General features: G+C 66.7%; 13 protein-coding genes and 1 tRNA gene. 8 read left to right on the top strand and 6 right to left on the bottom strand.

The window, feature by feature from the left end; all coding sequences use genetic code 11:
• Positions 1-175: 175 nt before the first annotated feature.
• A complete protein-coding gene (locus ACQR10_RS03510) occupies positions 176-1,210 on the top strand; it encodes a hypothetical protein (RefSeq protein ID WP_315800672.1) in 1,035 nt (344 codons plus the stop codon).
• 41 nt (positions 1,211-1,251) lie between these two features.
• Here ACQR10_RS03510 and ACQR10_RS03505 read toward each other — a convergent pair whose 3' ends face one another.
• Complete coding sequence (locus ACQR10_RS03505) at positions 1,252-1,587, bottom strand: MmcQ/YjbR family DNA-binding protein (RefSeq protein ID WP_316180365.1); 336 nt, start codon at positions 1,585-1,587, stop codon at positions 1,252-1,254.
• 191 nt (positions 1,588-1,778) lie between these two features.
• On the opposite strand from ACQR10_RS03505, the gene ACQR10_RS03500 reads away from it, so the two are divergent.
• Entirely contained in the window at positions 1,779-2,387 is a 609-nt protein-coding gene (locus ACQR10_RS03500) for a hypothetical protein (protein ID WP_316215576.1), read from the top strand.
• Positions 2,388-2,434: 47 nt separating this feature from the next.
• On the opposite strand, the gene ACQR10_RS03495 is transcribed toward ACQR10_RS03500, so the two are convergent.
• Positions 2,435-3,193, bottom strand: coding sequence for a DUF7168 domain-containing protein (locus ACQR10_RS03495; protein WP_316215536.1), 759 nt, complete (start codon positions 3,191-3,193; stop codon positions 2,435-2,437).
• A 460-nt stretch (positions 3,194-3,653) separates the two neighbouring features.
• On the opposite strand from ACQR10_RS03495, the gene ACQR10_RS03490 reads away from it, so the two are divergent.
• Entirely contained in the window at positions 3,654-4,709 is a 1,056-nt protein-coding gene (locus tag ACQR10_RS03490; RefSeq protein ID WP_316215535.1) for a sugar phosphate isomerase/epimerase family protein, read from the top strand.
• An 11-nt stretch (positions 4,710-4,720) separates the two neighbouring features.
• Complete coding sequence (locus ACQR10_RS03485) at positions 4,721-5,896, top strand: Gfo/Idh/MocA family protein (protein ID WP_316215534.1); 1,176 nt, start codon at positions 4,721-4,723, stop codon at positions 5,894-5,896.
• Between the two features lie 87 nt (positions 5,897-5,983).
• On the opposite strand, the gene ACQR10_RS03480 is transcribed toward ACQR10_RS03485, so the two are convergent.
• From ACQR10_RS03480 to ACQR10_RS03470, 3 genes are all read right to left on the bottom strand, one after another.
• Positions 5,984-6,073, bottom strand: a tRNA-Ser gene (locus ACQR10_RS03480).
• A 230-nt stretch (positions 6,074-6,303) separates the two neighbouring features.
• The gene (locus ACQR10_RS03475) at positions 6,304-6,960 is read right to left on the bottom strand and encodes an outer membrane protein (protein WP_410051390.1); all 657 of its coding nucleotides are present in this window, start codon (positions 6,958-6,960) and stop codon (positions 6,304-6,306) included.
• A 473-nt stretch (positions 6,961-7,433) separates the two neighbouring features.
• Positions 7,434-8,573 carry an ROK family protein gene (locus ACQR10_RS03470; protein WP_316215532.1) on the bottom strand — a complete coding sequence of 380 codons (1,140 nt, stop codon included), beginning with the start codon at positions 8,571-8,573 and terminating at the stop codon, positions 7,434-7,436.
• A 349-nt stretch (positions 8,574-8,922) separates the two neighbouring features.
• Here ACQR10_RS03470 and rplU point away from each other — a divergent pair, with 349 nt between their 5' ends.
• The 3 genes from rplU to ACQR10_RS03455 all read left to right on the top strand — a co-directional run bounded on the left by rplU (position 8,923) and on the right by ACQR10_RS03455 (position 10,449).
• Positions 8,923-9,306: a 50S ribosomal protein L21 gene (rplU, locus tag ACQR10_RS03465; protein ID WP_035648644.1), complete on the top strand. Its 384-nt coding sequence runs from the start codon at positions 8,923-8,925 to the stop codon at positions 9,304-9,306.
• Between the two features lie 140 nt (positions 9,307-9,446).
• Entirely contained in the window at positions 9,447-9,716 is a 270-nt protein-coding gene (gene rpmA, locus ACQR10_RS03460; RefSeq protein ID WP_315715952.1) for a 50S ribosomal protein L27, read from the top strand.
• A 142-nt stretch (positions 9,717-9,858) separates the two neighbouring features.
• Complete coding sequence (locus tag ACQR10_RS03455; protein WP_316215531.1) at positions 9,859-10,449, top strand: GNAT family N-acetyltransferase; 591 nt, start codon at positions 9,859-9,861, stop codon at positions 10,447-10,449.
• Between the two features lie 162 nt (positions 10,450-10,611).
• Here the strand turns inward: ACQR10_RS03455 and ACQR10_RS03450 are convergent, their stop codons facing one another.
• Entirely contained in the window at positions 10,612-11,529 is a 918-nt protein-coding gene (locus ACQR10_RS03450; protein WP_315800680.1) for a DMT family transporter, read from the bottom strand.
• 201 nt (positions 11,530-11,730) lie between these two features.
• Between ACQR10_RS03450 and obgE the strand changes: the two genes are divergently transcribed.
• Positions 11,731-12,801, top strand: a complete 1,071-nt coding sequence (gene obgE, locus ACQR10_RS03445) for a GTPase ObgE (protein WP_316215530.1) — start codon at positions 11,731-11,733, stop codon at positions 12,799-12,801.
• Positions 12,802-12,817: the final 16 nt, after the last annotated feature.

Genomic DNA, 12,817 nt, shown 5'->3' with positions numbered 1-12,817 from the left:
CGCGGGAGACGCCAACGATTTCTTCGCGCGACGCCAGCCCGGCCGCAAGAACGAAGGCCCGCTTCGAGGCGGGCCGCTGCCCGATTCCCCATCAGACGTGCACCCGATGCCGGCGCGGTCAGCGCTGCGTGCAAACGCAGCGTCGCGCCCATCACCACCGATTGGAGCAGCCCCGATGGCTGATGAGTCCGTAGTCGCATCCATCATTCCCTGGCGAGAGCCGAAGACGGCCAAGCCGCGTCCGAAGCGCGCCAAGGTCGTCAAGCCACGCCCGCGGCCCCGAGCCGACAAGGCCGAGAAAGCCAAGATGGCGGCGCTCGACGACGAGATGCTCGCGTCCGAGACGCTGATCATGCCGGACTTCCTGGACTACGTGAACGAGCCGGCGAAAGCTCCGGCCGTTGCCGAGGCGTCGCGCACGGGGGCGGCTGCCAGCGCGGCCGCCGCGGCGATCCCGGCCGCAGCGCCGCCGGCCACGATACCGCCGCGCGATGCGCCGGCCGCGACCGAGGCCGAGGTCGTGCAGGCCGCCGCGCCGATCACGCCGACGAAGCCCGCGCGCGCTGGCATCACCGCCTCGTCGGTCCTGCTGCAACTGGCCGCACTGGCGCTGGCCGCGGTCGGCATGGCCATGAACGGCTGGTTCGCCCACTCGCTCGGCTCGAACAGCACCGCGGGCTATATGTTCCTTGCTGTCGGCGTGACCGCCGACCTCGTCGCGCTGGTGATGCCGACCTGCGCCGCTCGGCTGTGGCAGGCGCGCCACCGCGCCTCGGCACTGACCGGCTGGGCGGTGTGGCTGATGACCTTCGTGTTCGCGGTCACCGCCGGCATCGGCTTCGCCTCCACCAACATCAGCGACGTCACCTTGGCGCGCGCCTCGCGCGTGACGCCCGCGGTGCAGGCGGCGCAGACCGCGCTCGCCGACGCCATGACCGCGCGCGACCGCGAGTGCAAGGGCGGCGTCGGCAAGTTCTGCCGCGAGCGCGAGGCCGCCGTTGCCGAGCGCCGGCTGGCGCTGGACGCGGCGATGTCCACGGTCAGCCAGACCGCCGATCCGCAGACCGAGGCCGCGATCAAGCTGGTGGCGTGGGTGTCGCGCGGCGTGGTGAAGCCCTCCGCCGACGACTTCGTCATGCTCCGCCTGATCCTGCTGGCGCTCCTGCCGCAGATCGGCGGCATCCTGCTGATGGTCGGGCGAAGGGTGTGAGAGTTCTTGTCGCCGCCGGCGATTGTTTCGCCGGGATCGGCTCAGCGCCTGCTGCGGCCGCGTGAACGCGGCGGACGATGCGCGGCGCGCCACGCGCTCTCGAGCACGCTGCGCAGGCGAGCGGCGTCGACGTCGGCGAGCGACACGGTGGTCCAGCCCTGATCACCCCATTTGTTGGGGACCCGGCGAAACACGCCGGGCTGCAGGCCGGCATGGTGCTCCTGCTCGTCGGGCGAGAGCAGGACATTGGCGGATGCGCCATCGGCGGCGAGGGTCGCGAAGGTCCGGTGCAGCTTGAACGCGGTGCGATCGAAGTGAGGCGCCTCGGTCGCTCCGGCGAACGACAGAGCGAGGCTGCGAAATTCGTCACCGGTCATCTCGACGCGCCTCTTGCGATCGTATTCGAAGGATATGACTAGCACCGGCCAGCGCGGTCCGCCATGCGGTGTCCCCGCCGCCCTGCACGCGAACGTGAAGACCGCCACCCCAAGCCCTTGATGCACGTCAAAACTAAACGCCATCGTTTCTATATGGCTTGTCGCAGGATGCGATCAAAGGAGAGCAAGACATGGCGGCACAGAGCACGATGCAGGTTTACTTGAACTGGGCCAGGGAGCGCCTCCATGAGATGGATGCAGCGCTGGAGTCGCTCGGCGTCAAGGCAGCCGAGGCCGAAGCAGCATCCAAAGTGACGACCGGCGAGATCATGGCGGACCTGAAGAAGCGCCGCAGCGATCTCGAGGCCCTGCTCAACACGCAAGCCGAGGCCGGCGAAGCCGCGCTGGCCAGCGCGAAGACGGAACTGGACGCGCACTGGGCCGGATTCGAGGCGCAGATGAGTGCCTATTTCGAAGCGGCCGGCAGGCAGGCCGCGCAGCAGCAGGCGACCTTCAAGGACATTGCCGCCGCCCAGGCCAAGGCTTGGCGCGAGTCGGCCGACAGGTTTCGCGAGGCCGCGACCAAGGTGACGACGGCCGGCACCACCGACCTCGACGCCGTGCTGAAGCAGCTCAAATCCGACGCGTCGGCGGCCGGCGCCCATCTCGAGAAGCTGAAACAGACGGGCAGCGAGTCCTGGTCGGTGCTCAGTGCCGCCCTGAGCGAATCCCGCAAGGCGTTCGATCAGGCCAATCAGGCGGCCTGGAATGCGTTGAAGGGGCCGGGCGCGAAGAGCTGAGGGCAAGCCCGCAACAGCGACAAGGCAACGACCGTTGGGGACTGAGTTCAGTTCCCGTTCGGTCGATTCCGTTGCGGGGCGCCGCTCACGCCCGGACTGATCGCGAGCGTGGTGCCGGCGGCACCTCCGGCCTCATAGGCGGCCGTCGACACCATCCGGCTCGTGCTGCGCGCCGACCGCAGCTTCAGGTCGAGCTTGTCGAACTCGGCATCGACCACCGAGGTCTTGAGCACGACCAGGCCGCGGCCGGTGGTTTCGTTGGCCTGATCGCGGCTCGCCTTCATTGCCACGAGGCGGTCGGCGATCGACACCACCATGCCGAGGGCGAAGGAGGCATTGGCGAGATGCCGGTCCTGATGCCGGAACCGGCGGTAGTCGGCCGAGGTCTTGTAGCGGCCGAGCTCGGCGCGCACGGCGTTGTCGATCAATTCCGCCAGATAATGCGCAACCTCGACATCCGCCGGGAGGCCGAAGAACACATAGCTCGCCTCGCCGGCCGGGTTCTTCTCGCGCCAGACCCGGCAATCGCAGAAATGCGCGATCGCGCCGATGCAGTCGTCCAGCGGAATGCGCTTCTTGCGATGGGTCTCGTAGACCTTGCGCTCGCACGCCGACGCCCGCAGCTCGAGGTCGGACAGCGACAGGTCGTGGCGATCGAGCAGTTCGGCGACCTTGGCGGCCGCGGACAGTGCCTCGTCCTCGGTGCAGCCATTGGCGATGGTTTTCGCGCGCAATGCCTGGATGCGGGCCTTGAGCCTGTCGAGGGCGACAGGATCAGCGGCGGGACGATCGAATGTCTGGCTCACCGGTCAGGCTCCAAAGAAGGCGCGGCAGGATTGCGCCGTGGACACGAGCACCCACCACAGACGCCGACGATCGACGTCGTGTGATCCCTCGTTCTCATCAATGCGCAAAGCGTCGTGCGTCCCAGGCCAGTGACATCGCAGGCGTCATTCATGGTGCTGGTGAGCCGTTGGAGGACCGCAATCGACTTGGCTCGTCATTGGCAGATGGAGCAACCGGGGACATTCGCAGACAGCACTCATCGACTGTATCTCACGGGCCTCGCGCCTTGAAAAGCCTGGCGGGGGGATGCCGAGGACCGGCGTTACGGCCGGGATTGCAGTGCGCGCAGCGCGAGCATCCGACGCAGCAAATTGAGACTGGTGGTGAAACGCGGGGTGGTTCCGGCGTGGCGGACGCGCCGGCCCGATGGCACTATTGGTCAGCGAGCACGCGCGCATCCACGGGAGAAGGGAGCATGCGATGAAGCAGATCAAGGGTCCCGCCATCTTTCTCGCCCAATTCGCCGGAGATACGGCGCCTTTCAATTCGCTGGATTCGATTTGCGGATGGGCGGCCTCGCTCGGCTATGAGGGGGTTCAGATCCCCAGTTGGGACGGCCGGCTCTTCGATCTCGAAATGGCGTCCGAGTCGCAGGACTATGCCGACGAGGTGAAGGGCATTGCGGCGCGCCACGGATTGGCGATCACCGAGCTCTCGACGCATCTCCAAGGCCAGCTCGTTGCCGTTCACCCGGCCTATGATGCGGCCTTCGACGGGTTCGCGGCGCCGGAGGTTCGCGGCAATCCGCAAGCGCGGACCGATTGGGCCATAGATCAGGTCAAGCGGGCGATCCAGGCTTCACGGCGGCTCGGGCTCACCGCGCATGCGACGTTTTCCGGCGCCTTGGCGTGGCCCTACATCTATCCATGGCCGCAGCGTCCACCTGGACTCGTCGAAGCTGCGTTCGACGAACTCGCGCGGCGCTGGCGCCCCATCCTCGACCATGCGGAGGAACATGGGGTCGATCTCGCCTATGAGATCCATCCTGGCGAGGACCTGCACGACGGCGTCTCCTACGAGATGTTCCTGCAGCGGGTGGGCAATCACAAGCGCGCCAATCTGCTGTACGATCCCTCGCACTTCGTTCTGCAGCAGCTCGATTATCTCGCCTACATCGATATCTATCACGAGCGCATCAAGGCGTTTCACGTCAAGGACGCCGAGTTCAATCCGACCGGACGCCAGGGCGTCTATGGCGGATTCCAGAGCTGGGCCGATCGGGCCGGCCGCTTCCGCTCGCTCGGCGACGGCCAGGTCGATTTCGGCGCGATCTTCTCGAAGCTGACGCAATACGGTTATGGCAGCTGGGCCGTGCTGGAATGGGAGTGCGCCATCAAGCATCCCGAACAGGGTGCGCGCGAGGGCGCCGAGTTCATCAGGAGCCATATCATCGAGGTCACAGAGAAGGCCTTTGATGATTTCGCCGGCTCCGGCGCGGACGACATGGCGAACCGCAAGATGCTGGGCCTGTCCTGAGGGAGGAACAGATGGCCATCGACGCAAGCCATGAAGCCGGTCGCCATGCGCGCATCCGGCTGGGAATGGTCGGCGGCGGACAAGGGGCCTTCATCGGCGCCGTCCACCGCATCGCCGCACGCATCGACGACCAGTTCGAGCTGGTGGCCGGCGCGCTCGCATCCGATTCCACCCGCGCCAAGGCCTCGGCCAAGGAGATCGGGCTTGCCGACGATCGCGCCTATGGCTCGTTCGAAGAGATGGCCAGGGCCGAAGCGGCGCGCACTGACGGCATCGAGGCGGTCGCGATCGTCACGCCGAACCACGTGCACGCCCCGGTCGCGAAAGCCTTCCTTCAGGCCGGCATCCATGTGATATGCGACAAGCCGCTGACGACGACCTTGGCCGAGGCCGAAGAGCTGGTGGCCCTAGTCCGATCGACGGGCAAGGTGTTCGTGGTGACGCACAACTACACCGGATATCCGATGGTGCGGCAGGCGCGGGCGATGGTCGCGAGCGGCGAGCTCGGCGACATCAGGCTGGTGCACGCCGAATATCTCCAGGACTGGCTGACCGAGCGGCTGGAGCAGAGCGATCACAAGCAGGCGGCGTGGCGCACCGACCCCGCCCGCTCCGGCCCGGGCGGCTGCATCGGCGACATCGGGACGCACGCCTACAACCTCGCCTGCTTCGTCAGCGGGCTCGAGCTCGATGAGCTGCTCGCGCAGCTGTCGACCTTCGTCCCGGGGCGTCGTCTCGACGACGACGTCCAGATCCTCCTCAGATGGAAAGGCGGCGCGAGGGGCATGCTGTGGGCGAGCCAGGTGGCGGTCGGTCATGAGAACGGCCTGACCTTGCGCGTCTCCGGCAGCAAGGGCGGCCTCGAATGGGCGCAGGAGAATCCAAACCAGCTCTGGTTCACGCCTTACGGACGGCCCAAGCAGCTCCTGACCCGCGGCGGGGCGGGCACGCTCGGCGCGGCCGCGCGCGTCACCCGCATCCCCTCCGGCCACCCCGAGGGCTATCTCGAAGGCTTTGCCACCATCTACGCCGAGGCCGCCCACGCCATCCGCGCGGCCAGGGTCGGCGAGAAGCCGGATCGCGACGTGCTCTTCCCGACCATCGAGGACGGCCTGGCCGGCGCGAAGTTCATCGATGCAGCCGTCAGATCATCGGCCGCCAAGGGCGCGTGGATCCGGATGAGTTGACGCCGACACGCCGTCCCGAAGCTTCTGGCGTTATAGGCGCTCGAACGCCAGCCGGAAGACTGCAACGGACATCTGCGAACGTTTTGCTGGCGGAGAGGGAGGGATTCGAACCCCCGATAGGCTTGCACCTATGCCGCATTTCGAGTGCGGTGCATTCAACCACTCTGCCACCTCTCCAGGCGCAAATCAGGGGCGAGCCCCCGGGTCGGGCGCCGTTCTAGGGCACGATGCGGGGAGTGACAAGGCAGCCGGTCGAAATTTTCCGGGGGCTCGCGCAGGCGCGCCATTGCGGTCCGCTCGGGGAAGCGGACCGCACGCGGCGGCTGAACGGCTGCACCGCTCGCCCCGCGCTGCGACGGCCCCAGACTGACGCGGGCCGTCGAACCCGATGGTCTGCGCAGCGCCCGTCAGCGGAACAGGTCGAAATGGTAGTTCAAGCCGACCCGCACGGAGTGGATCTTGGCCGCCCGCCAGTCCGGCAGGTCGTCGTGCTTGAGATCTGTGTAGAGATATTCGAGCTTCGCCGACCATTTCGGCTGGAACGCCCATTCGGCGCCAGCGCCCGCGGCCCAGCCCATCTTCATCTTGTGGATCGGCCCGTCCTTCAACTCGCCCGCCGCAAGACCCGCCGTACCATACAGCCACAGGCGCTGGTCGAGCACCGCGATGCCGGCGCGCGCGCGGCCGGAGGTGAGCCAGGGCATGCTGACGGCCGGATCGACGACGTCGCCCTTGCGCGAGAGGCCGGTGAATTCGAGATCGTTCTCGATGCCGACCACGAACATCGGCGAGATCTGGTAGTTGTAGCCGGCCTGCCCGCCGCCGATCACGCCGGACAGCTTGCCGCCATTGCCGCCGGCGGCGTTCGTGAAGGAGTCGTTTCCGGTGAAGGCGCCGCCGACATTGGCGCCGGCATAGAAGCCGGTCCAGGAGAACGGCGCCGGTGCGGCCGCATAGGCCGGCGCCTTGTAGGAAGTCGCCGCCAGGTCCGCCGCCTCCGCCCCGCCGCAGCCCAGCGCCGCCAGCGCCATGGCGGCCATTCCGTATCTCGCGCGTCCGATCATCATGTCCTCACACTCCACCCGGCGCGAGATTGCGCCGTCAAAATCCCACCGCATTTGGGATGTTGATTTATAAACCGTCTAGGCGGTTTGTAAATAGATCTGCGTGATACCGACGGCGATTTCTGCCTGCGGTCGGCGCGGCGGCCGGCGACGGGAGGTCAGGGACAAAGGTGGGACCGCCGTACGCTGACACATACCGGCGGTCCCGTGTCGCTACATCTTGGGGAAACCGACGGAAGAGACGGGGGTCAATCCGGCCGGCCTGAGCGACACCGGCGACCCTGGGCCATCTGCGCGTGCATCGCAATGCGAACCGTTCCTTAACCTAACCAGTCAAGGTTACCGGGTTCCATCCCATCCGACTGGTTGTACGGCGGTTTTCCGCATGTCCTGGCGCCGGGAGACACCCCTGCTGCAGCGCAACATTGTCCTCCCGTCAGGCCCTGGCAGACACGGTGCGGCCGCGTCAATGCTCAATCCTTCTTCTTCTTGGCCGCCTTCTTGTCGTCGGCCTTGTCCTCCTTGGCCTTGTCGTCCTTGTCCTTGCGGCCGTTCTCCTTGCGGCGGTTGGTGAAGCGGGCATTGCCCAGGCCGGTGCCGATGGTCAGCACGCCCCAGCGCTCGAACTCCTGCATGAACGGCACCTCGGAGAGCCCCTGCACGACGCCGTCATTGTGCATCAGCACCGCGGTGTCGTGGTCGCCGATCATCGGGATCGTCTCGACCAGGCTGGCCGGCAGGTTGAACTTGCTGCTCTCCCAATTGCCCGGCAGGTTCTGCGCGCCCTTTTCGATCGAGCCGTCCTCGTTGATGACGCCGGGACAGGCGATGCCGATGAAAGGCGCAAGCTTGAGGCCCTCGGTGTCAGCCTCCTCGATCAGCCCCTTCAGCATCTTGGCGAGCCGCTTGACCGCACCTTCCCGCGTGGGCTCGTCATCGGCATGGCGCCAGAGATCGGACTTCCACACCGACGCTTTCGACAGATCCGGCGACTTCTTCCAGGCGGTCTCGACGACGCCGCAGCGGATGTTGGTGCCGCCGATGTCGACGGCGAGGATGCTGTCATGGGCCTCGAAGATCCACGACGGCGCCAGATGCAGTGCGCCGATCAGGCCGGCATCGTCGGGATGATAGCGGATCGGCTCCAGCTCGACGCCAAAGCCCTCGTCCTTGAGGATAATCTCGGTGCGCGCGATCGCCAGCTCGCCGAGCCGGGAATCGCGAAAACCGCCGCCGACCACGATGCATTCGGTCTTGGCCCAGGCCTTGGTGCGCAGGAAGCGGCGGGTGACATGGGCAAGCTCCTGGGCGAACTCCTCGATCGCGGAATGCACGACGGCCGAGGCCTCGGTGTCGTCGCCGACCAGGATCGCATCCAGAGTCTTCTTGCTGATGGTCTCGCTGTCCTCGTCGCCGAACGGGTCCTTGCCGGACTTGCGCAACGGCTTGCGCCAGCGCTCCAGGATCTTGCGGAAGGCGCCCTTGGAGGCGCGGTCGCCGAGGAAGCCGTCCTCGTCCTTGAGCTCGATGTTGAAGCTGTCGATCTCGACCGACGGCAGCCGCGCGGCGCCGTGGCGGGCGATACCCGTGGTGATCATGACGTCGTCGGCCATATGATCCTGCCCTGTTGTGCGTTGGGCTCGGACAACGGCGGAGGGAACAGTTGGTTGCGGGTCCGGTGCGCCGGGTCGAGCGAATAGCGGCCGGGGGGCCGGGCATCCGTCCGGCCGGCAACCGTCCATTCACCTTGACTCGCCGGCTCACCCCGCTATAAGCGCCCGATCGACCGGCGCGGGCGTTCCTGCGCCGTTTGTCGTTGCGCTCTTTTCGGAGGCGTCAAAGCCTCGGGCGTAACTGCCGGCCCCGATCGGGCCGGACTCCATGAACCATAACGACTGAACAAGAAGCCGACCCGGGGCCATCGCGCTCTGAGGCCGGGATCGAACACGAAGGATGAGAACGATGTTCGCAGTCATCAAAACCGGCGGCAAGCAATACCGCGTCGCCCCGGATGATGTGCTCGAGATTGGCAAGATCGACGGTGAGCCCGGAACGATCGTGCAGCTGAACGAGGTGCTGGTGGTCGGCGGCGATACGCCGGTGCTGGGCATCCCTGCGGTGGCCGGCGCGTCCGTGGCCGTCGAGGTGCTGGACCACAAGCGCGGCCCCAAGGTGATCGCGTTCAAGAAGCGCCGCCGCAAGAATTCCCGCCGCAAGCGCGGCTACCGTGACGAGCTGACCTTGATCCGCGTCTCGGAGATCCTGACCGACAACGCCAAGCCGACCAAGGGCCCGCGCCCGAAGAAGGCCAAGGCGGAAGCCCCGGCGGCCGACGCCGCGGAGTAAGCGTGCCGGCGCGCGTCTCGCGCGCCGCACCGGCTTGAACCCTCATCGCGCGTGGATTTTTTGTCCGCGCAGGTTGCAAATGTGAATGATCCCTTAGCGGAATCGCGCTAAAGGTGATCGCAAGAGATCGGAGACGAGCGATGGCTCACAAAAAGGCAGGCGGTTCATCCCGCAACGGACGCGACTCCAAGGGCAAGCGCCTCGGCATCAAGGCGTTCGGCGGCGAGCGCGTGATTCCCGGCAACATCATTGCGCGTCAGCGCGGCACCACCTGGCATCCCGGCCTCAACGTCGGCATGGGCACGGATCACACGATCTTCGCGAAAATCGACGGCGTCGTCGAATTCCATGCCCGCGCCAACCGCACGTTCATTTCGGTGCGTCCGGTAGCCGCCGAGGCTGCTGAATAGAATACGGTGGAACGATACGCGTCCGCCGGGTCCTGATGAACCGGCGGAGCGCCAGATGGCTCCAGGGGAGGCGGGACAACCGGCCTCCCCTTTTCATTTTCGCTGATCCGAAACTGATCCCGAAGCGTCGATGGAGCCCGACATGCTGCAGGACATCACCACCCCCACCTTGCGCGAGGCGAGACCTTGCGTCCTCGAGACCCCACGGCTGACGCTGCGGGCGCCGGTGCTCGCGGACGTGACAGCCATCGCCCGGCTCGCCGACGACCGTGTTATCGCCGAGAATACCCGCCGCCTGCCGCATCCCTATTCGGAGGTCGATGCCGCTCGCTTCGTTCGCGGGCTGGAGCAGACGGGTGAGACCGCCTTCCTGATCGAGCACCTCGACACGCCGATCGGGATGGTCGGGATCAATCGACCAGCAACAGGCCGCGCCGAGCTCGGCTACTGGCTCGGCGTTGCGCATCGGGGCCGCGGCTTCGGCACCGAAGCCGCGCGCGCCGCGATCGACCATTTCTTCGAGACGAGCGAGGACAATGTGCTGATCGGGCACGCCCGCGTCAGCAACCCAGCCTCGCGCAACATCCTCGAAAAGTGCGGCTTCCAATGGACCGGCGTCGAGCTGCACCGCTTCGAGGTGATCGGCTCCTCGGCGCCCATCGACGCCTTCCGCCTGACCCGTGGGGTCTGGTCGTCGCTGAAAGCCTGGGCCAATGCGGGGCGGCGGATTTAGCCGAGGCGACCGCTCCATCACTCGTGTCGTCCCGGCCTCGAGCCGGGACCCATAGCCACCGAAATCGGTGGTGGGATCACGCTGGAGCCACAGCCTTCTCCACCACAGGCCGCACGGAGTCTGGGTCCCGGCTCAAGGCCGGGACGACGGCGGTGAACGCCGCTACACTGGGGGATTCACCGCACCCTGTCCCTGCCCCAGGCTGCGTTCGCGCAAGTAGATGTACAGCCCCGCGCCGATGATGATGATGGCGCCGATGATGGTCGCCGGGTGCGGCACATCGCCGAACACGACGAAGCCGAACAGCACGGCCCAGACGATCATCGTGTACTGATAAGGCACGACGACCGAAGCCGGGGCCAGCTTCAGCGAGCGGTTGACGCAGAAGAGAGCGGTCACCGAGATGAGACCGGCGGCGGCAAACAGCACCAGGCTGCCGGGTGTCGGCGTCACCCAGCCGAACGAGGACATCGCGGCGCCGAGCAGGAAGGTCCCGACGAACTGCGACGACGCCATCACGATGTCGGGCGTCGAGCGCAGCGAACGCGTGATCAGCATCAGCACCGCGAACGACAGACTGCCGCCGAGCGCGATCAAGGCCGGCAGGCTGAAGGTCTGCGCCGAGGGCCGCAGCGCGATCAGCACGCCGCAGAAGCCGATCAGGATCGCGGTCCAGCGCCGCCAGCCGACATGCTCGCGCAGCACCAGCGCAGACAGCGCGGTGACGAAGATGGGGCCGGCGAGATAGTAGGTGATGACGTCGGCGAGCGGCAGATAGACGGTGGCGAGGAAGAACGCCGCCACCTCCAACGTCGACAGGATCACGCGCACCAGCTGCAGCCAGGGACGCTCGAGCTGCAGGAACGCGGCGCGGTTGCGCCAGATGAACGGTGCGAGCAAGAGCAGGGCCGCACAGGCGCGCAGCCACAGCAGCTGGCCGACGGCATAGGTCGAGACCAGGAACTTGCCCAAGGCATCGCCGAACGAGAACATCGCGATCGACAGCAGCATCAGGCCGATGCCGGCCAGCCGCGCCGAGCGCTCATCGTTGGCGGTGGAGATTCGGGACAGCACGCTCATGACGAGGCTGCCTTATCAGCCCGACCGCGGTGGCTCCAGCCCTTCCGCCGAAAGCGTGACGCAGCCCTGCCGCAACCCCTGCGCAACGCTTGTCCAAGTCGTGCGCAGCGCGGCTTTACCGCTCGAAATTAAGGCTTCGGGCCGAATTAAACCCATTCCGCGGTTGCCGTGGGGACCCGCCTCGCCTACGTAGGGCGCATCATGAAATTCCTCGATGAAGCCAAGGTCTATGTGCGCTCCGGCGACGGCGGCAACGGTTGCGTTGCGTTCCGGCGCGAGAAGTTCATCGAGTTCGGTGGGCCGAACGGCGGCAATGGCGGCCGCGGCGGCGACGTGATCATCGAGGCTGTCGATGGACTCAACACCCTGATCGACTACCGCTACCAGCAGCATTTCAAGGCCCAGAAGGGCGAGAACGGCATGGGCAAGGACCGCCATGGCGCCGGCGGCAAGTCCGTGGTGCTCAAGGTTCCCGTCGGCACCCAGATCTTCGACGAGGACCGCGAGACGCTGATCCACGACTTTACCGCGGTCGGCGAACGGTTCGTGCTGGCCGAGGGCGGCAATGGCGGCTTCGGCAACGCGCACTTCAAGTCGCCGACCAACCGGGCGCCGCGCAACGCCAATCCCGGCCAGCCCGGCGAGGAGCGCTGGATCTGGCTGCGCATGAAGCTGATCGCCGATGCCGGCCTGGTCGGGCTGCCGAATGCCGGCAAGTCGACCTTCCTGTCCAAGGTCTCGGCCGCCAAGCCGAAGATCGCCGATTATCCGTTCACCACCCTGCATCCGCAGCTCGGCGTCGTGAATTCCGACGGCCGCGAATTCGTGCTGGCCGACATTCCCGGCCTGATCGAGGGCGCGCATGAGGGCGCGGGCCTCGGCGACCGTTTCCTCGGCCATGTCGAGCGCTGCCGTGTGCTGCTGCATCTGGTCGATGCCACCTGCGAGCACGCCGGCAAGGCCTACAAGACCGTGCGGCACGAGCTCGAGGCCTATGGCGGCGAGCTGACCGACAAGATCGAGATCGTCGCGCTGAACAAGATCGACGCAGTCAACCCGGACGAGCTGAAGAAGCAGAGAGACCGGCTGAAGCGCGCCGCCAAGAAGACGCCGCTGCTGATCTCCGGCGCCACGGGCGAAGGCGTCAAGGAAGCCCTGCGCAAGCTCGCCGACGTCGTTGGGGAGTCGCCGGTCTCCAACAAGGCCAAGAACGCGGTCGAGAATGCTGCGACCGAGGAGCCGTGGGCGGCCCCGGTGCCACCGCAGGGCTGAGGCTCGAACCGAACCT

The sequence above is a fragment of the Bradyrhizobium sp. HKCCYLRH2060 genome (assembly GCF_051168135.1).
Lineage (GTDB): Bacteria > Pseudomonadota > Alphaproteobacteria > Rhizobiales > Xanthobacteraceae > Bradyrhizobium.
The sequence above is the reverse complement of the archived record's forward strand: the minus strand, read 5'-3'. Positions and strand labels throughout refer to the sequence as shown.